The organism is Woeseia sp. D3-10, assembly GCF_055809415.1.
Map to the genome: position 1 here is coordinate 3,639,484 of NZ_JBVVTW010000007.1, position 18,824 is coordinate 3,658,307.

Annotated in this window: 17 protein-coding genes and 1 other RNA gene; 13 read left to right on the forward strand and 5 right to left on the reverse strand. The window is 56.8% G+C overall.

From position 1 onward, the window contains the following. Positions 1-21 precede the first annotated feature (21 nt). Positions 22-1,920 (forward strand): ATP-binding cassette domain-containing protein, encoded by a 1,899-nt coding sequence (locus AC0L8N_RS16645; protein ID WP_473669203.1) that lies wholly within the window; start codon positions 22-24, stop codon positions 1,918-1,920. After that, positions 1,917-3,725, forward strand: a complete 1,809-nt coding sequence (recQ, locus tag AC0L8N_RS16650) for a DNA helicase RecQ (protein WP_473669205.1) — start codon at positions 1,917-1,919, stop codon at positions 3,723-3,725. Before AC0L8N_RS16645 ends, recQ begins: the two co-directional genes overlap by 4 nt. A gap of 38 nt (positions 3,726-3,763) precedes the next feature. Here recQ and AC0L8N_RS16655 read toward each other — a convergent pair whose 3' ends face one another. From AC0L8N_RS16655 to AC0L8N_RS16665, 3 genes are all read right to left on the reverse strand, one after another. Next, complete coding sequence (locus AC0L8N_RS16655; RefSeq protein WP_473669207.1) at positions 3,764-4,546, reverse strand: amidohydrolase; 783 nt, start codon at positions 4,544-4,546, stop codon at positions 3,764-3,766. After that, the gene (locus AC0L8N_RS16660; RefSeq protein ID WP_473669209.1) at positions 4,534-5,640 is read right to left on the reverse strand and encodes a methionine aminotransferase; all 1,107 of its coding nucleotides are present in this window, start codon (positions 5,638-5,640) and stop codon (positions 4,534-4,536) included. The genes AC0L8N_RS16655 and AC0L8N_RS16660 overlap by 13 nt, the downstream gene beginning before the upstream one ends. Positions 5,641-5,704: 64 nt before the next feature. Further along, positions 5,705-7,288 (reverse strand): aldehyde dehydrogenase family protein, encoded by a 1,584-nt coding sequence (locus AC0L8N_RS16665; protein WP_473669211.1) that lies wholly within the window; start codon positions 7,286-7,288, stop codon positions 5,705-5,707. Between the two features lie 194 nt (positions 7,289-7,482). On the opposite strand from AC0L8N_RS16665, the gene ffs reads away from it, so the two are divergent. From ffs to AC0L8N_RS16690, 5 genes are all read left to right on the forward strand, one after another. After that, positions 7,483-7,579, forward strand: an RNA gene (gene ffs, locus AC0L8N_RS16670) — signal recognition particle sRNA small type. Between the two features lie 118 nt (positions 7,580-7,697). Next, entirely contained in the window at positions 7,698-9,329 is a 1,632-nt protein-coding gene (gene dnaX, locus AC0L8N_RS16675) for a DNA polymerase III subunit gamma/tau (protein ID WP_473669213.1), read from the forward strand. Continuing rightward, positions 9,330-9,653 carry a YbaB/EbfC family nucleoid-associated protein gene (locus tag AC0L8N_RS16680; RefSeq protein ID WP_473669215.1) on the forward strand — a complete coding sequence of 108 codons (324 nt, stop codon included), beginning with the start codon at positions 9,330-9,332 and terminating at the stop codon, positions 9,651-9,653. A gap of 6 nt (positions 9,654-9,659) precedes the next feature. After that, positions 9,660-10,256, forward strand: coding sequence for a recombination mediator RecR (gene recR, locus AC0L8N_RS16685; RefSeq protein WP_473669217.1), 597 nt, complete (start codon positions 9,660-9,662; stop codon positions 10,254-10,256). Between the two features lie 32 nt (positions 10,257-10,288). After that, entirely contained in the window at positions 10,289-10,639 is a 351-nt protein-coding gene (locus AC0L8N_RS16690) for a histidine triad nucleotide-binding protein (RefSeq protein ID WP_473669219.1), read from the forward strand. Here AC0L8N_RS16690 and rsgA read toward each other — a convergent pair whose 3' ends face one another. Beyond that, positions 10,640-11,548 (reverse strand): ribosome small subunit-dependent GTPase A, encoded by a 909-nt coding sequence (gene rsgA, locus AC0L8N_RS16695; RefSeq protein WP_473669221.1) that lies wholly within the window; start codon positions 11,546-11,548, stop codon positions 10,640-10,642. It lies immediately after the preceding gene. Positions 11,549-11,724: 176 nt separating this feature from the next. Between rsgA and orn the strand changes: the two genes are divergently transcribed. The 3 genes from orn (at position 11,725) to AC0L8N_RS16710 (ending at position 13,678) form a co-directional block, all read left to right on the forward strand. Continuing rightward, a complete protein-coding gene (gene orn / locus AC0L8N_RS16700) occupies positions 11,725-12,291 on the forward strand; it encodes an oligoribonuclease (protein WP_473670207.1) in 567 nt (188 codons plus the stop codon). Next, entirely contained in the window at positions 12,288-12,905 is a 618-nt protein-coding gene (locus AC0L8N_RS16705) for a DUF938 domain-containing protein (protein WP_473669223.1), read from the forward strand. Before orn ends, AC0L8N_RS16705 begins: the two co-directional genes overlap by 4 nt. 92 nt (positions 12,906-12,997) lie before the next feature. Continuing rightward, a complete protein-coding gene (locus tag AC0L8N_RS16710) occupies positions 12,998-13,678 on the forward strand; it encodes a TIGR04211 family SH3 domain-containing protein (protein WP_473669225.1) in 681 nt (226 codons plus the stop codon). A gap of 86 nt (positions 13,679-13,764) precedes the next feature. Here AC0L8N_RS16710 and ppsA read toward each other — a convergent pair whose 3' ends face one another. Continuing rightward, complete coding sequence (gene ppsA, locus AC0L8N_RS16715) at positions 13,765-16,128, reverse strand: phosphoenolpyruvate synthase (RefSeq protein ID WP_473670209.1); 2,364 nt, start codon at positions 16,126-16,128, stop codon at positions 13,765-13,767. A gap of 103 nt (positions 16,129-16,231) precedes the next feature. Here ppsA and ppsR point away from each other — a divergent pair, with 103 nt between their 5' ends. The 3 genes from ppsR (at position 16,232) to AC0L8N_RS16730 (ending at position 18,819) form a co-directional block, all read left to right on the forward strand. Beyond that, a complete protein-coding gene (gene ppsR / locus AC0L8N_RS16720) occupies positions 16,232-17,056 on the forward strand; it encodes a posphoenolpyruvate synthetase regulatory kinase/phosphorylase PpsR (protein WP_473669227.1) in 825 nt (274 codons plus the stop codon). 77 nt (positions 17,057-17,133) lie between these two features. Next, on the forward strand, positions 17,134-17,589 hold the full coding sequence (locus tag AC0L8N_RS16725) for a DUF1249 domain-containing protein (RefSeq protein WP_473669229.1): 456 nt from the start codon (positions 17,134-17,136) through the stop codon (positions 17,587-17,589). Positions 17,590-17,793: 204 nt separating this feature from the next. Next, on the forward strand, positions 17,794-18,819 hold the full coding sequence (locus tag AC0L8N_RS16730) for a hypothetical protein (RefSeq protein ID WP_473669231.1): 1,026 nt from the start codon (positions 17,794-17,796) through the stop codon (positions 18,817-18,819). Positions 18,820-18,824: the final 5 nt, after the last annotated feature.

An 18,824-nucleotide genomic window follows, 5' to 3' on the forward strand; every position in this document is an offset into this window, starting at 1 on the left:
AGAACCGCTACAATCGCCGCCATGCTGCAGTTCACTCATCTCGCATTACGGCGCGGTGTGCGCCTCTTGCTCGAGGACACCACGTTACAAATTCACCCGGGCCACAAAGTCGGTCTGACCGGCGCTAACGGCAGCGGCAAGTCGAGCCTGTTTTCTTTAATACTCGGTGAATTTGGTCCTGATGGTGGCAGCGTGTCTGTGCCGTCAGACTGGGTGATCGCGCACGTCGCCCAGCAAACGCCGCACGATCTCCGTCCCGCAATTGAATACGTACTCGATGGCGATGCCGAGCTGCGCGAAGTTGAGCGCCTCATCGCGGCGACTGATGGCGAGAAAGACGGTGAGAAACTGGCCCTGCTGCACGGACGCCTCGAAAACATCGACGGCTACTCGGCGCGCGCCCGTGCCGGTCGCCTGCTGCACGGCCTCGGTTTCGGCATTGGCGAAGAACTGCGCGCGGTGAACGAGTTCTCCGGCGGCTGGCGAGTCCGCCTGAACCTGGCGCGTGCCCTGATGTGCCGTTCGTCGTTGTTGTTGCTTGATGAGCCCACCAACCACCTGGATCTCGATGCCGTAATCTGGCTCGAGGGCTGGCTACGGGAATACCCGGGCACATTGTTGCTGATTTCGCATGACCGGGATTTTCTGGACAGCGTCGTGGCGCATGTCGTGCACATCGAGCACAGCAATGCGCTGCTGTACAAAGGCAACTACACCGCATTCGAACGCGTGCGAGCCGAGCGGCTTGCATTGCAGCAATCGCAGTACGAGAAACAACAACGCGAGATTGCGCACATGCGGTCGTTCGTAGATCGGTTTCGGGCGAAGGCCTCCAAGGCACGGCAAGCACAGAGTCGGCTCAAAGCGCTGGAGCGGATGGACATGATCGCCGCAGCGCACGTCGACTCGCCATTTCATTTCAAACTGTTGCCCCCTGAGAAAAACCCGAAACCGCTGCTGACCCTGGAGCAGGTTGCGGCGGGCTACGGCGTGACCAACGTGCTGCAGGGCGTGCGGCTGACGCTGCGTCCCGGTGATCGGGTGGGTTTGCTGGGCAAAAACGGCGCGGGTAAATCAACCCTGATCAAACTCATGGCAGGAATGATTGAAGCGCAGGGTGGCGAGGCGGTGGCGGCACGCGATCTTAAGATCGGTTATTTCGCGCAGCACCAGATAGAGCAGCTCCGCCCGGACAGTTCGCCACTGGAGCACCTGCAGTTACTGAATCCAAAAGCGCGGGAGTCAGAGCTGAGAAACTGGCTCGGCGGCTTTGGCTTTGCCGGAGACACTGTATTTATGAACACGGCGCCGTTTTCCGGCGGCGAGAAATCACGGTTGGCGTTGGCATTGCTGGCGTATCAACGGCCCAACTTGTTGTTGCTCGACGAACCCACCAACCACCTGGACCTCGAAATGCGCCAGGCCCTTGCTACGGCGTTGCAGGATTTCGATGGCGCGATGGTCATCGTTTCGCATGACCGGCATTTGTTGCGGGTTGTGACCGATACTTTGTTGCTGGTTCACGGTGGTCGCGTTGAGGACTTTGACGGCAGCCTCGACGACTACCCGGAGTGGCTGGCACAGCAACAACGCGAGGGCAGCAGCAAGGCGGGCAATAACAGTGCCCAGCAATCGGCTGCAGAACGCAAGGCGCAAAAGCAACGGGATGCCGAGAAACGACAGTTGCTGTCTCCGCTCAGAAACCGTATGCAGAAGTACGAACGGCTGCTTGAAGACTTGCAGGTGCAGAAAGAGCGCATCGAAAAGGCGCTCTCTGATTCGACGCTGTATGAGCGCGAGAACAAGGCGACGCTCGACAGCTTGCTGGCCGATCAAGCGCGCGTTTCTCACGAGCTGGATGACACGGAGCTGAACTGGCTGCGAGTGTGCGACGAACTGGAGCAATTGCAAAACCAATGAGCACTGCAGCACAGCAAACATTGCGCCGTGTATTCGGCTATGACGCTTTTCGCGGTGAGCAGGAAGCGGTTATCGAGTCGGTCATCGCAGGGCAGGATGCGCTGGTCATCATGCCGACAGGCGGAGGCAAGTCGCTTTGCTACCAGATTCCGGCTTTGCTGCGCGAAGGGGCGGGTCTCGTTGTGTCGCCATTGATTGCCCTGATGCAGGATCAGGTGGCGGCGTTGCACGAAGCCGGCGTCGAGGCCGGATTTCTGAATTCCAGCCAGACAGATGAAGAACAACGGGAAGTTGTCCGGCAACTGCGCGAGGGCAAACTTCAGTTGCTTTACGTTGCACCCGAACGGCTTGCTCATGGCAGCACCCGGGCATTGTTACGTGAAGTGCCATTGTCAGTGATTGCGATCGACGAAGCCCACTGCGTATCGCAATGGGGGCACGATTTTCGGCAGGAGTATTTGCAACTCGGCGAGTTGAAAACACTGTTTCCCGGCGTACCGCGCATGGCATTGACAGCTACCGCTACGCGACTCACACGCACCGAGATTGTCGAACGACTCGCGCTCGACGAGCCTGGTATCTTCGTCAGCCCTTTTGACAGACCGAATATCTCCTACCTCGTGCAACCGAAGACGGATGCGAAACGGCAGCTATTGAAGTTCCTGCAGGGGCATCGCAAGGAAGCCGGTATTGTTTATTGCCTGTCCCGAAAGAAAACCGAAAGCACGGCAGACTGGCTGTTTGCTCAGGGTTACAACGCGTTGCCTTACCATGCGGGACTTGCGAGCCACGTGCGCACTGAGCATCAGCGCCGGTTCCTGAACGAGGACGCGGTTATTATTGTCGCGACGATCGCCTTTGGCATGGGGATTGATAAACCGGACGTGCGATTTGTAGCCCATCTGGATCTGCCCAAAAGCATGGAATCGTATTATCAGGAAACCGGGCGCGCGGGACGGGACGGCGAACCGGCGGATGCATGGATGGTGTACGGATTGCAGGACGTCGTGCGTCTGCGGCAGATGTTGGACGACTCCGACGCCAACGAAGAATTCAAACGTCACGAACGGCAGAAACTCGACGCACTGCTGGGTTGGTGCGAAGTGACCGGCTGCCGTCGGACCCCGTTGCTTGAATATTTTGGCGACCAACCCAAAACCGATTGCGGGAACTGTGATGGATGTCTGACACCCGTGCGAACCTGGGAAGGTACCGAGGCTGCGCAGAAGTTGTTGTCGGCTGTTTATCGGACCGGGCAGCGATTCGGTGCGGCGCACGTGATTGATGTGCTGGCTGGCAAATCCACGGATAAAGTGCGCCAGCACGGACATACGGAACTCAGTGTGTTCGGTATAGGCAGCGAGCTGGATGCGACGGTATGGCGATCGGTCATACGTCAGCTGATTGTACGGGGCTATTTGCGCTCCGACGCAGAGCGTTTCAGTGCGCTGGTGCTTACTGAACAAAGTCGCAGCTTGTTGCGCGGCGAAGTGGCGGTACAGTTCCGGGAAGACCCGAAACGTCCTGCAACCGTTCGAACCTCAGCTACGGCTGCTGCAGCGATCGCGCCACAGCATGCCGGCATGTGGGCCGCGCTGCGCAGCTGCCGGCAGCAGCTGGCCAGTGAACACGACGTGCCGCCGTACGTCATATTTCATGACAAGACGCTGCAGCAAATGCTGATCGATCGCCCGCAAAATGAGGCGGATCTGCTTGAGATCAGCGGCGTAGGCCAGACCAAGCTTGACCGCTACGGCGCTCATTTTCTCGAGGTCCTGCGAAACCCGGCGTTCGCAGCGGGCTAATTCGCCGTCACCAGGTTGCGCTGCGGCAGCGAACCGGCTTAGCGGAGTAAAGTGAACTGATCAGCGTCGGCGGCGAACGGAAACTTCTCGCGAAACCTTGCCAATCCCGCGCTGTCCAGCGCAGCGTATGCTGACTCAGCTTTGTCGCCCAGATCGACGATGTTCTGGCCGAGGTAATCAATAATGGTGCTGCCACCGGCATAAGGCAGGCCGTTGTCGTCAGTGCCAATGCGATTCACGCCGGCAACATAACACTGGTTTTCAATGGCTCGCGCACGCAACAGGGTTTCCCATGCGTGATGACGCGGCTTTGGCCAGTTGGCGACATAGAGCAACAGGTCGAAGTCATCGTCCTGGCGTCGTCGGCTCCACAGCGGGAAACGCAGGTCGTAACAGACCATTGGTCGAATGCGCCAGTCGTTCAGCATGAAGGTGGGCAGCGCGGAGCCCGCCTTGAAGTGCTCGCCTTCACCGGCAAGGTGAAACAGGTGACGTTTGTCGTAGTGCGCAAACGATCCATCAGCCTGCATGAAAATTAATCGATTGTAGTATTGGCCATCGTCCTTAACGATAAGGCTCCCGCAAATTGCCGCATCCGCTTTCTTCGCCTGATCCGCGAGCCACTGCAGTGACGGTCCGTCCATCGTTTCTGCTTGCCCCGGTGCATCCATGGAGAAGCCGGTAGTGAACATTTCCGGGAGAACGATCAGGTCACAAGCAGTATCGAGAGCATCGATGCGTGCACTGAATCGATCGCGATTGGATTGTGCGTTGTGCCAGTCCAGCTCGGCTTGAATTATGGCTACGTTCAAAGTCGACATAGGCGCTCGGCGGCTTCCTCTAACATGGCATCGTCTTTTGCGAAACAGAACCGCAACACGCGACTTGCAGGTTCTTCCTTGCAGAATACGGAAATCGGGATGGCAGCAACGCCTATTTCGCGGGTCAATCTCTGTGCGTAACTGAGATCATTTTCGTTGGAGATTTCGGAGTAATCCAGCGTCTGGAAAAACGTCCCGGCCGCGGGTTTGTGTTTGAACCGAGAATCCTTAATCAAGTCACAAAAGTGATCGCGCTTCTGTTGGTAGAAATTGGACAGCTCCGCGTAGTGATTCGGTGCTTCGCGCATAAAGTCTGCCAGGGCGTGCTGGATCGGCGTTACTACGGCGTAACAGGCAAACTGGTGGATGCGCCGAAATTCGACGGATAGCGCCGCGGGTGCGACGCAATAGCCAATTTTCCAGCCAGTCGCGTGATAGGTCTTGCCGAACGATGTAACGACAAAGCTTCGTTCCCACAATTCATCGTGGGTGAGGACGCTGCAGTGTTGCTCGCCGTCAAACACTATGTGCTCATAGACCTCGTCGGATAACAGGAAAATCGACGTATCCCGCACTATCTCCGCCAACGTATCCAGATCATTGCGACTGAGAATCGAACCGCTGGGGTTGTGCGGAAAGTTAATGATGATCAGCCGGGTACGTTCGTTGATCGTATCCTTTAACTGGTCATAATCGATGTGCTGACCGGGCCGCGTCGGGCTGTCCTGCAAAGGCAAGTGGCGCGCAATACCGCCAGCCAGAGTGACTGCCGGTGCATAGGAGTCGAACGCGGGGTCAAAAATAATGACCTCGTCACCCGGTCTCACAACAGCAAGGATTGTGCTGAACAAGCCTTCGGTTGCGCCGTCGCTGACGGTGACCTCATGGTCACTGTCAACCGTGCGACCGTACAAGCGCTGTACTTTTTCCGCAATAGACTCACGCAATTCATCCACGCCCGCCATCGGTGCGTACTGATTTGCGCCGTTTTGCAGATGGTAGCTAATTCGCGCCAGCAATCGAGGGTCCGGTTCAAAGGTCGGAAACCCCTGGGCCAGGTTGATGGCGTTGTGTTCATTTGCGAGCTGTGTCATCACCGCGAAAATCGTGGTGCCGACGTCCGGCAACTTACTGTCGATAGTAGGAATGTGCTTGACCTCAGGCTGAAGCAGGAATAGTCCAGCCGGCCGGCAACGGCCCCTGGTCCATGATGATTTCTCGGTGGCCACTCCAGGTAGCGAGTATCGCTTCTGCAGTGCCGATGCCGGCCGCGCGCGGATCACCGCATGGCCCGAACCAGTGATTTTGCGGTGCGCCCGTCGTGCGGGCACGCATACCGCAATAGGTCGTACCGTTTACTGTTGCGCCCAGAACGGTTTTCTGGAAGGCGACGTCGTTGCTGACGACGGCCGCTGTCAGGTGATGCGATATACGTTCAAGAATGCCGAGTACCGTCGCCAGATCTTCGTCGCCGTAGCTGACGACAACCTGGAAGGGGCCAAACAATTCGGTAGTTGCCAGTTCGAAGTGGTCGCCGGCGAGGGCAGCCAATGGCACTTCAACCGCCGTGGCTTGCAGGGTGCCGTAACAGGCCGGGACATTGTGTCCGTCCAGGGCTTTGCCACCGAACAGGAGTTTTGCGCCAGGCAATGCGGACACGGCAGCAACATGCGCTTGCATGCGTTCGCTGGTCCAGCTCAGCACAGGGCCAAGGGTTAGGTCGTCGATGCTACGGCGCGCCGCCAATTCCGCGAGTTTCGGCAGCAAGTTTGCCCGCCAGTTCTCATGCACAAACAAAATGCTCTGTGCCGAGCATTTCTGGCCGGTGGCGTTGTAAGCGTCCTGGTCGGATTGCCACGCAACGTAGTCGAGCCAGTCGGGGTCATAATCCGGTCCGATCACTTTCCAGTCGAAGCCGGCATCTTCGAGTCGGACGCGGCCGTTCAAGTCATGCGCGAGGCGTTCTGCAACGCCGCTTGAACCAGTGAATTGCACGAGACGCAGAACATCGCGGGCATCGTGTATGAGGTTGCCCATTTGCTGGCCAGGACAATGTATGAGGTCGACGTCGGTTGCGGGTAAGCCGCAATGAATCAGCATCCGCAGGAATTGTTCGAACACGGTGCTGACTTTGGAATCAACTTTAACAATTGGCTTGTTACCCATGAACAAGGCGCCCATCGTTTGCAGCGCCGGAATCTCAAGGGGGAAGTTGAATGGGGCGACCACGGCGACGGGTCCGAATGGCCAGCGATAGCCGCGGGATTCCTGACCATCGTGATCGCCGGGGTTGGAGAAGCCGCGACCCAGAAAACGCACCCCATCGCCGGCAAAATTCTCCAGGAATACCCGGGTGACGACCACTTCGCCTTCACACTGACCCCAACTCTTCGGCATGACGCGCTGAATGAGCCGGGTAAAGTAATCCTGCACGTCAGGTTCGGCCATCAGGGCTGCAGCCCGCGCGCAGACACGGCCGAGCATCAGGTAGCGGTCCGGTCGCGAATGCGGATTGTGCAGGCCGGTCTTCGGACACTGTCGCAACGAGTCAATGTACCCGACGTAGTCCTTCGTATCAGGAACCTGCAGGAAGGCTGCGCCGTTCATTGGGTCAACGATGTCGTCGCGAATCGCCGAGCCGCTACTCCATGCGCCTGCCAACAGGTTTTGCACGACGCCGGGTGCTTTGGCGGTCATGCCGTTGAACGGGTCGACGGTGGCGAAATCCGGCAAATTGGACATCGAGCTCTCCTGAGGGGTATGGCGCAACGTGTGACAGGCGGCGCGGTGAGGGAGGATATCAACCTGTTACGACGCAGACCATGCCAAATTGAGCGGATGAACGATATGGGACGCGAGTATCGGCAGGTTGGGCCGGTATCGGGCCGCGCGCATTGTAACGAGCGTCGTCCAAGGTGATAATCCCGCCCGGTCCGCGTCGGCTACCTCGCGACGGTCAACCGTGAACCCCGTCAGACCCGGAAGGGAGCAGCGGCAGCGGTGCAGCCGGGTGCCGGGGAGCGGCTGGCGCGGACCACTCATTTAAAGCGACCGGCGAACGGCCAAATGCGGCTTGTTACGCTCGCACCAATGGTTACACTGGTCGCTCTGCACTGAATCCTGCCGAATCAGGCACCTAACTGGCTGGCGTATGAGTTATCTGGTTCTCGCGCGTAAGTGGCGACCGAAGAATTTCACCGACACGGTCGGGCAAACCCATGTCCTGCGCGCGCTGTCCAACGCGCTGGAAGCCGAACGCCTGCATCACGCGTACCTGTTTGCCGGCACCCGTGGAGTTGGCAAAACCACGATTGCGCGCATTCTTGCCAAGTGCCTGAATTGCGAAAAGGGCCTGACCGCGTATCCCTGTGGCGAGTGCAGCGCCTGCCGTGAGATCGACGAAGGGCGCTTCGTTGACCTGATCGAGGTTGACGCCGCTTCCAAGACCAAAGTAGACGATACCCGCGATCTGCTGGACAACGTGCAGTACGCGCCCGCTCGCGGACGATTCAAGGTGTATCTGATTGACGAAGTGCACATGCTGTCGAAGAGTTCGTTCAACGCCTTGCTCAAGACCCTGGAAGAACCACCGCCGCACGTTAAATTTCTGCTGGCAACGACTGATCCACAGAAGTTGCCGGTCACAGTGCTGTCCCGCTGTTTGCAGTTCAACCTAAAACGCTTAACGCCGAAGCTCATCCGTGACCGTCTTGATTACATTTGCAAGGAAGAAGGGATTGAATGCGACGTCGATTCACAGGCGCTGATTGCGCGCGCCGCCGACGGCAGCTTGCGTGACGCCTTGAGTTTGATGGATCAGGCCATTGCCTATTGTGGTGGCGCAGTTGAAGGCGCGTCCGTAGCGGCAATGCTGGGAACGATCGACCGGGCACACGTGGCACGGCTGCTGGCCCTCCTCGCGGATGGCGATGCAGCCGGTTTGCTGCAGGCGGTTGCCGAGATTGACGAACAGTTTCCGGATTACGCCAGCCTGCTGGATGATCTGGCGCGGACACTGCAGAGAATTGCCGTCTATCAGGTGACCGGCGTCAGTGACCTGCACGATGAACTGGACGAGGCACAGCTCGCCGATTTCGCAGGAAGGATCGCGGCCGAGGACGTACAGCTCTATTACCAGATTGCGATTATCGGGCGTCGTGATCTTCATTTGTCACCCGATCCACGCAGTGGTGCAGAAATGACCTTGTTGCGGATGTTGGCATTCCGGCCGGGCGCCGCCGCTCCCACGGCCGCGGGTGGCAACCGACGTCCCGCACCGGCCAAGACTGCCTCGACAGCAAGCGCGCCGGCGGTCGGCACTTCGTCGGCGCCCGCAGCACCTCGCAGACGAGAGGCGGCGGCTACCAGTCAGTGGCAGGAACCCGATTGGTCCGCATTGATAACGACGCTCGGTCTGAATGGGGCGGCTCGTATGCTGGCCAGTAATTGCGGCTATTTGCGCCGTGAAGGCGGCACGGTGCACCTGTCGCTCGACAAGCGTTCTGAGGCCATGCTGACGCCGTCGCGCAAAGACACCATAGCGAATGCATTGACGCGACAGTTCGGCGAAGAACTGCGGGTAGAAATTGAAATTGGCAATAGCGCGGTTGAGACCCCCGTGCAGGCGGATGCGCGGATTGCCGACGAGCAATTGGAAGCGGCCCGGCAATCACTGGAAGACGACCCCAATGTAAAGGCACTGCAAGACATGTTCGGTGCCACATTGAACCCGGATTCCGTCGAGATTGTCAGCCGCGACAAATCAGCAAACCAGGAGCATTGAATGAAAGGTGGTATCGGCCAGCTCATGAAGCAGGCGCAAAAAATGCAGGAAGACATGCAGAAGGCGCAAGCCGAGATGGGCAAGGAAATGGTGACCGGCGAGTCCGGTGCCGGCATGGTGCAGATTCACATGAGCTGCAAGCATGAAGTGCAGGGCATTAAAATCGATGATTCGCTGCTTGGCGAAGACAAGGACATGCTCGAAGACCTGATCGTCGCGGCATTCAATGACGCCGTGCGGCGTGTAGAAACGACGGTTGCGGAAAAGTTTTCCGGCATGGCGTCCGGCCTGCAGTTACCGCCGGGCATGAAATTGCCGTTTTAGTTCGCTGTGTCCTATTCCCCGCTATTGGTACGCCTGATCGATGCACTGTGCTGCATGCCGGGCGTTGGGCGTAAATCGGCCCAGCGAATTGCCTTTCATCTGCTTGAGCGTAATCGCGATGGCGCAAACTTGCTGGCAACGGCGCTCAGCGAGGCCTCGGCCGGTATCGGTCATTGTCAGCGTTGCCGGATGTTCAGCGAGACCGAGCTTTGCAGTATATGTTCGGCCGGCAGCCGCGACCGCAGCTTGCTGTGCGTTGTGGAATCGCCGGCAGACGTTATGGCCATTGAGGATGCCACCGGCTACCGCGGCCTCTATTTCGTGCTGATGGGGCATTTATCGCCCCTGGATGGAATTGGTCCTGAGGAACTCGGCGCCAGCGCATTGGAAAAACTGCTGGGTGAAAACGAGACCAAGGAAATGATCATCGCCACGAATCCTACGGTCGAAGGTGATGCGACCTCGCATTTTCTGGCCGGCCTTGCCGCACAGCACGGTATTCAGGCGAGTCGAATCGCGCACGGAGTGCCGCTCGGCGGTGAACTCGAGTACGTGGACGGTGGCACATTGTCACACGCATTTTTCGGCCGGCGAGCCATCTAGCGGCCAGTACCGGCAGGTTAAGGAGTCCAGCCATGTCTGACAGCGAATGCCTGTTTTGCCGCATCGAACGCGGCGAACTCAATGCCGATATCGTTTATCAGAACGATTCAGTCATTGCGTTTCGCGATATCAACCCGCAAGCCCCGACCCACATCCTGATAATTCCGCGCAAACACATTGCGACTATTGATGATTTGCAGGACGACGATGCGGCGACGGTTGGCGCATTGTTTCTGGCGGCCAAAGAACTGGCAGCGTCAGAAGGCTTGGGTGAGTCAGGTTACCGTGTGGCGATGAACTGCGGAGAAGGTGCCGGGCAGAGCGTCTTTCACATTCATTTGCACATGCTTGGCGGCCGGGCATTCAGTTGGCCACCCGGTTGATCAGTAGCGGCCGCGTCCTTGCTGCTCAGTTAGCAATAGCATTCGTTTGTAGCTCTCATAGCGACGTTCACTGATATCGCCGGATTCCAGTGCGGCTTTGACCGCACAGCCCGGTTCGTGACGGTGACGGCAATTGGCGAAGCGGCAGTTCTCACTGCGACTGTGGATTTCGCGAAAACCAAATTCAACATCAGCAGGTTCAGCGATAGCCGGCGCGTAGTCGCGAACGCCGGGTGAGTCAACGACGAAACCACCACGAGGTTGTGCGAGCATGACGGAGTTGACGGTGGTGTGCCGGCCTTCACCGCCTTTCGCCGTCGACACCGCCGCCGTTCGTTGTTCGCCCTGGGTAATGACATTGATCAGGCTGGATTTGCCGACGCCGGATTGACCCACAATGATGGCAACGTGTTGTTCGAGTACCGTTTCCAGAGCATCCATATTGCGTTCGGTTTTTGCGCTACAGACAACGGTGTCGTAGTCCAGCGCGCGATAAACGGCGAGCTCGTCCGCCGCGTCAGGTTCGGGGCTGCCGTCGTCAACTTTGTTGAACACGATTGCGGCTTTGACCTGCATCAGTTCAGCGGCACACAAATACCGATCAACAATGTACCAGTCCGGCTTTGGCACGGCAGCGCAGGTGACTGCAACGAAATCGATGTTGGCGGCGAGGATCTCTGTCTTGCCGCGTAGGTTCGGTCTTGTTAGTTCGTTGTCGCGAGGCAGGATTTCGACGATGAGCAAGTCGGGCTCATTTTCAATGTCTTCAGCGAGCACCCGGTCGCCGCAGACCGGTTTCAGGTCGCGGCCTTTGATTCGCGCTCGAACAGTCGTGCCATTGGACAATATTCGCAAGTTCATGCGTCGCCCAAAGGTTGCGATGACGACAGCTTCTTGCCGGTTGATCACAAGGCACTACTGACGGGGTTGGGGTTAATTCTGCGCATAGCGCCGCAGTATGCCGTGCACCGGGTGGGCATGCACGAACTGAGTGGCTGGTGACAGGCTGGAACCGCGGGTACTGGCCATGCGACACTGCCGACCGGAAACCAGCGATGACAGAGGACAGGATGGACGAACCTGAATTGCACCCCGCGGCCGACAACCTGATCTGGATAGATCTGGAAATGACCGGCCTGGATACCCAGCGCGATCACATTATCGAGATTGCGACGATCGTTACGGACCGGCACCTGAATGAGATCGCCGAGGGGCCAGCACTGGCGATACGCCGGCCGAAATCGGTGATGGATGCAATGGACGAATGGAATACCCGTCACCACGGCAACTCGGGTTTGACGGATCGCGTGCTGAACAGTTCGGTGACTCTGGAAGAAGCCGAGCAAGCGACCATCGCTTTTCTCGCTCAGTACGTAACGCCAGGGAAGTCGCCCATGTGCGGTAACAGCATTTGCCAGGATCGGCGCTTCATGGCTCGCGAGATGCCGCAACTTGAAGCGTACTTTCACTACCGCAATCTGGATGTCAGTACGCTCAAGATTCTCGCTCAGCTTTGGGCGCCGGACGCTGCCATCGCCCCCGCAAAATCATCGGAGCATCGTGCTCTGGCGGATATACGGGACTCGATCGCTGAGTTGGAAGCCTACCGACGTACTCTGTTCGATCAAAACGTACTGGCAGGTAACGCATGACGCGGTTGGCAGATGCGCCGGCAACGGCACGGAATCGGCAACCGATTCTTGAGGTCCTGCAGCAGGAAATGAACGCTTGCCAGAACGTGCTCGAAATCGGTTCAGGTACTGGTCAACACGCTGTCTATTTCGCCGAAAAAATGCCCGGCGTGACATGGCAGACCAGCGATCGTGAAGAGAACCGCGCGGACATTGCGGCCAGACTGCGCAGCGCGGCACTGGACAACATTGGATTGCCGCTGGCACTGGATGTACTGCATGACAAAGACCCGGATGGCACGTATGACGGGATATTCTCTGCCAACACCTCGCACATCATGAGTATTCAGGCGGTCGTCGCACTGTTTGCGCTGGTTGGTCGTTTATTGCCCGAGGGCGCACCGTTTTGCCTGTACGGACCGTTTCGCATTGACGGCGAGTTCACCAGCGAGAGCAATGAGCAGTTCGATACATCGCTTAGACAGCGAGATAGCGCGATGGGAATTCGGGATCTCGAGTACCTTGATGAGCTGGCGACGCTGGCACAATTGCAACGGACGGCGTTGTACGCGATGCCAGCCAATAACTTCATTGCCGTGTGGCGCAAAATGGCGACAGTTGTAGAAAGCGCTTAGCTGTCTAAGCGACCGTATTCACAGAGGATTTGACTGACAGCGGCCGCTAATGTCTTATACTCGGCGGACCGCAATGTGAGCGATTGATCTTGATGCACAGAATCACCAAATTTTCGGCGTACACGCTGCTTTGCAGCCTGATGCTGACCAGCTTGGCGTTGGCCGAGCCTATGTGGGTTAGCGACCGGTTCGAGGTCATGCTGCGTACCGGACCCAGTACCAGCAATGCTATCCAGTTGATGGTGGACAGCGGTACTCAGCTGGAAGTCATCGAACGTGACGCTGCGAGTGGCTATTCAAAAGTCAGAACGTCGGGTGGCACTGAAGGCTGGGTGTTGACGCGCTACCTCATGGCCGAGCCAGCCGCGCGCGAACAGCTGCAGCAACTGACTGGTCAGCTGACCGATGCAAAGTCGACTGGCAGCGGTCTCAGCGAACAGCTCAATGCGATCCGTGGTCAGCATAAGGAAGCGAACCAGCGCATCGATACCCTCGAGCGTGAAAAGCAGGCGCTGCAGAGTGAGCTGGATACGATCAAACGGACGGCTGCCGATGTGCTGGCGATCGACAGTCAGAACCAGCGGCTGCAGGAAAAACTGACCGACACAGAAATCCGCGCAGATACGTTGCAGCAGGAAAATCAGAACCTGCGGAGCCAGCAGAATCGCAATTGGTTTTTGACAGGGGCCGCGGTATTGGTGGCGGGCATAATTTTGGGTATCTGGTTGCCGCGAGTCCGATGGCAACGGCGCTCACGCTACGATCGTTTGTAAGCGAATTCAGAACAAGAAAAAGCCCGCCCTGTTGCCAGGCGCGGGCTTTTTTTTGCGTTGTAACTGCGTAACCGCAGCGCGGATGATCAGATTTCCTGACCCGCCAGGAACATCCAGGTTTCGATAACGCTGTCCGGATTCAGCGACATGCTTTCGATGCCTTGTTCCAGCAGCCACACCGCGAGGTCGGGATGATCGGACGGACCTTGTCCGCAGATGCCTACATACTTACCGCGCTTGCGGCACGCCTTGATGGTCATTTCGAGCATGGCCTTGACCGCTTCATCACGTTCATCGAACAAGTCGGCAATCAGTCCGGAGTCTCGATCCAGCCCCAGAGTCAGCTGGGTCATGTCATTCGAGCCGATCGACATGCCGTCAAAATGGTCCAGGTACTTGTCAGCGAGCAGGGCGTTAGTCGGCAACTCGGACATCATGATTACACGCAGTCCATTCTCGCCGCGCTTCAATCCGTTCTCCGCCATGATGTCGATGACCTGTTTCGCTTGAGCGACGGTGCGCACGAACGGGATCATTATCTCAACATTGGTCAAGCCCATCTCATCGCGAACTTTTCGCAGTGCCGCGCACTCGAGATCGAAGCAAGGTCTGAACGCTTTGGACACGTAGCGTGCGGCGCCTCTGAAGCCGAGCATAGGGTTTTCTTCGTCCGGCTCATACTTCTCGCCACCAATCAGGTTCGCGTACTCGTTTGATTTGAAATCCGACATGCGGACAATAACGGGTTGCGGCGCAAACGCTGCGGCGATGGTGCTGACACCTTCTGCCAGCTTGTCGATAAAGAAGTTGATTGGATCCGGGTATCCCGCCATTTGGCCATCGACGAGTTCTTTCGTATCTGCGTCGAGCGTATCGTATTCGAGCAGCGCGTTCGGGTGTACACCAATCATCCGGTTGATGATGAACTCAAGCCGGGCGAGACCGACGCCACGGTGCGGAATTGATGCAAAATCAAACGCCCGGTCGGGATTGCCGACGTTCATCATGATCTTTACAGGAATTTCCGGCAGCGAATCCAGCGCGATCTCGCGCTCTTCGAATTCGAGCAGGCCGTCGTACACGTAGCCCTCATCGCCTTCGGAGCAGCTCACGGTCACCGCTGTACCATCTTCTATGAGTTTCGTTGCATCGCCGCAGCCGACTACGGCCGGTATGCCCAACTCGCGTGCAATGATAGCGGCGTGACAGGTACGGCCGCCGCGGTTGGTGACAATAGCCGAGGCACGTTTCATGACCGGCTCCCAATCGGGGTCGGTCATGTCGGACACCAGTACGTCGCCAGGTTGAATACGATCCATCTCGCTTACGTCACGTATGACTTTCGCCGTGCCAACGCCGATCTTCTGACCAATACTGCGGCCTGTGCAGATAACGTTGGATTGGCTCTTGAGGATATAGCGGCGGATCGATTGACCACTGCGGCTTTGGACGGTTTCTGGTCTGGCTTGCAGGATGTACAGTTTGCCGTCGCTGCCGTCTTTGCCCCATTCGATGTCCATCGGTCGCTCGTAATGGTTCTCGATCGTAACTGCCATGCGTGCCAGTTCGATGATGTCATCGTCATTCAGTGAAAATTGCTGCGCATCCACGTCGTCGACGTCAACAGTATCAACCGTCTTGCCGGGCGTCGGATCGTCGCTGTAAATCATCTTGATGGCTTTCGCACCAAGGTTCTTGCGCAAGATTGGAAAGCGATTGTTAGCTAGAGCAGGTTTGTAAACGTAAAACTCGTCGGGGTTAACGGCGCCCTGGACAACTGTTTCACCGAGACCGTAAGACGACGTAACGAAAACCGCATCGCGAAATCCGGATTCGGTATCGAGGGTGAAAATTACGCCAGCCGAACCGATGTCACTGCGTACCATGTACTGAACGCCAACGGACAAGGCGACAATGTCGTGCTCGAAACCCTGGTGTACCCGGTACGCTATGGCCCGGTCGTTGTACAGCGACGCGTAGACCTGGTGTATGGCGGCAAACAAGTGTTCTTTGCCGCGCACATTAAGAAATGTTTCCTGCTGGCCTGCGAACGATGCATCGGGCAGATCCTCGGCCGTAGCGGAAGACCTGACAGCGACGGCGATTTCTTTGCCACCGGACATCTCGTCCCAGGCTGCTTCGATTTGCGCGGTGAGCGTATCCGGCAACGGCTCGTCGGTAATCCAGCCTCTAATGGTCCGACCGGCCTCCGTCAGTGCAGCGATATCGTCAACATTCAGCTCACGAAGTAGCTCGGAAATTCGCCGGTCAAGACCATTGCTGGCAAGGAATTCCCGGTAGGCGGCGGCAGTGGTGGCAAAGCCGCCAGGGACCGAGACACCGAGGTCGCTAAGGTTACTGATCATTTCGCCGAGCGAGGCATTCTTGCCACCGACGACTTCAACATGTTGCATGCCAAGCTCATTGAGCTTGATGACGTAAGGCTCCAAACCGGACTCCCTTGTGTTGACGCTTAGGACGTGCACAATCAATCATGCAAACCACACGCAAGCCGCGCAATGAGTGACGGCGATTGATCGGGGTTAACTAGCAATGAGTGAGCGAGCTGTTTTCTTTCTGTCGGACCAGACGGGCGTAACTGCAGAAACCCTTGGCCATAGCCTGTTGACGCAGTTTGACGGCCAGAAATTTCGGCATGTGACTTTGCCATTTATCGATACCCTTGACAAGGCGAGGGAGTCCGTTCGGAAGATTAATCTGGCAGCCAAAGATAGCGCTTTGCGGCCGATCATCTTCTCGACCATGGTTCAGGATGACTTCCGCGCGGTTATTCGGGAGGCCGAAGGACTGCATCTGGACATATTCGACGTATTCCTGGAGCCACTGGAAGCGGAGTTGCAGCAGAAATCAACGCATCTGGCTGGTCGTGCACACGGTATGAGCGATATTGAAGGGTATATGCGTCGTATTGAAGCCACCAACTTTGCACTCGCGAATGATGACGGCGGAATTTCCCGAAATTATGACAAGGCGGACGTTATCCTGATCGGCGTGTCGCGGTCCGGTAAGACCCCAACCTGCCTCTACCTTGCTCTGCAGTACGGTGTCTATGCGGCTAATTTCCCATTGACCGACGAAGAGTTTGATCGCGGCGAGTTGCCGGATATTCTTCTGAAAATGAAGCAAAAGCTGTTCGGGCTGACGATCGCGCCAACACGGCTTCGCCAGATTCGAAAGGAACGCCGTCCTTTGGGCAAGTATTCGTCTACGCAGCAAGTCGGGTACGAAGTCCGTGAGGCCGAGAAAATATTCAAGCGCCACAATATTCCTTATGTCGATACAACTGAATTTTCAATCGAGGAAATAAGCAGCCGGATTCTCGATGGCACCGGGGTTGAACGACGCGTTCGACCCTGAACGGTCAAGTGACGAAATTGAGAACTCTGGCGTTGTAAGCACGGTGGATTGCGGTCCTCGTGTGATATATTTCGGTCATGTTACTTGAGCATCAACTGGTTCCACAGGCTATAGCGAAACCCGGTAGTTTCGTCGGTTTGATGGCGCTGTACGAAAGCAACTATCTGCGTTTGCTGCAGCTGGTTCCGGAGATAGAGCGACTCGATGGCTACTATCGCTCAGGAGTCGCAGGCGATTGCGATTTACACCTGGAAATTCTCGATCGAAGTCGTTACACGGTGACTCTGTCTCTCACGTATTTCTTCTTTGACGGATCCCGTCGGGTTGCCGATCCGGACATGCAAATTCGGCTGTACCTCGATTGTAATCTGGCTGAAGCTATGAGCCTTAGCGGGAATCACCGTCACGCCGGGTTTCGGCAGCTGGTTCGTGAGCACAAGAAAGAACTGGATGCTCGCTGGCATCGCAATACCGTGCTGAATAAATGGCTGGAGTATTTGAGCGATCATGGCCACCTCATTCTTGAACGTTAGCTGATCTCGCGGTAGTGGCGTACTTGCCCGTGATCCTGTTGGCTTGTCCCTGATTGAACCCTTGCGGCCCCGTATTCACGTCCGGCCTAAGAAATGAGTGTTAAGTCAAAGAATCCAGTGGAGCCGGAAGGCATCATCGCTGCTGGATAAGATTGCCGTGGCCGATGCCGGCCATGGGATTATGTCAAGGAGTGAGCATTGTCAGTGCTTGCGGGACTTTTCGGAAGTACGCCCGACCAATCGCATGACAGCGAGAAATTGCTGCACCTGTATTGGAATCGCGCTGAACTGAAAAAAGAATTCGCAGGGCTGCGCAAAGAACAATTCCGGCTACGTGATCTCGTGAAGCAGCAGGAGGGCGCGACCGCGCGTTTGCAGCAAAAGCTCGATCACCTCGAGAGCTTGCTGATCGATCCTGAGTGGGCAAGTAACGCGGTTACGTTCTATCAGCTACGTGGCTTGGCGCTGCGCTGCGAACGCAAGCTGGCCAGGTTCGCGGAACAACTAAAGCAGCAACGTGAACAAAAGCAGCACAACCAGTTGCTTGTAAGCTGGAATGACGAGCGTATGCGTGAGCGCCGTATTATCGAACGGAAACTAGCGGGCGTTCGGGAGACGGCAACAGAGCTCGGGACGGCGCTGTCTGCGGAAAAAAGCAAGCTGGTCAAAATGAAAGGCTTTCTTAAAGTATTTCGGCGACGATCAGTTACCGCGATCCTCGAAAAAACCACCAGTCAGATTGAGGAACTCCAGCAGCAGGAATTGGAAATACTGGACAAGCTTCAACAGTTGAAGGATCGGCGTCCCCCTGAAAATCATGGGCTGGACATAGCCACCAAACGCTCGATCAATTTCATGATCATTGCGTACTCCCAGCAGCTATTCTTGCACTTTGGAGATAACGATTTCGCAGCGTTGGCCAAAGAGGCGAATGACAAGAGTGTTGGCGGCATCAAGTACGGTAATGATGCGGAATGCCAGCATTTGCTGCGGCGAATCCAGAAGCATGTAGCGGTGTTGGATCGCAGCAACGATGTAGCTGCCGTATTGCAACGGCGTTCACACTTGATCGGCGAAAAAGCCGAATTCCGAAACGATGATGATGCTGTACCGATTGCCACCAGTGTGGCGATTGTCTTCGAATTTGGCAGTGATTCGCAGGTTACCGAATCCAGGGCCAACATACTTGGCGAGAATTACTGGGGTATTGCGAAGTACCTGAGCCGGTAGCGAAT

Bases quoted from the DNA above. Each gene is read 5' to 3' on its own strand.
- AC0L8N_RS16645 (WP_473669203.1), top strand. From the start codon at position 22: ATGCTGCAGTTCACTCATCTCGCATTACGGCGCGGTGTGCGCCTCTTG.
- recQ (WP_473669205.1), top strand. From the start codon at position 1,917: ATGAGCACTGCAGCACAGCAAACATTGCGCCGTGTATTCGGCTATGAC.
- AC0L8N_RS16655 (WP_473669207.1), bottom strand. From the start codon at position 4,546: ATGTCGACTTTGAACGTAGCCATAATTCAAGCCGAGCTGGACTGGCAC.
- AC0L8N_RS16660 (WP_473669209.1), bottom strand. From the start codon at position 5,640: ATGACACAGCTCGCAAATGAACACAACGCCATCAACCTGGCCCAGGGG.
- AC0L8N_RS16665 (WP_473669211.1), bottom strand. From the start codon at position 7,288: ATGTCCAATTTGCCGGATTTCGCCACCGTCGACCCGTTCAACGGCATG.
- dnaX (WP_473669213.1), top strand. From the start codon at position 7,698: ATGAGTTATCTGGTTCTCGCGCGTAAGTGGCGACCGAAGAATTTCACC.
- AC0L8N_RS16680 (WP_473669215.1), top strand. From the start codon at position 9,330: ATGAAAGGTGGTATCGGCCAGCTCATGAAGCAGGCGCAAAAAATGCAG.
- AC0L8N_RS16690 (WP_473669219.1), top strand. From the start codon at position 10,289: ATGTCTGACAGCGAATGCCTGTTTTGCCGCATCGAACGCGGCGAACTC.
- AC0L8N_RS16705 (WP_473669223.1), top strand. From the start codon at position 12,288: ATGACGCGGTTGGCAGATGCGCCGGCAACGGCACGGAATCGGCAACCG.
- AC0L8N_RS16710 (WP_473669225.1), top strand. From the start codon at position 12,998: ATGCACAGAATCACCAAATTTTCGGCGTACACGCTGCTTTGCAGCCTG.
- ppsR (WP_473669227.1), top strand. From the start codon at position 16,232: ATGAGTGAGCGAGCTGTTTTCTTTCTGTCGGACCAGACGGGCGTAACT.
- AC0L8N_RS16725 (WP_473669229.1), top strand. From the start codon at position 17,134: ATGTTACTTGAGCATCAACTGGTTCCACAGGCTATAGCGAAACCCGGT.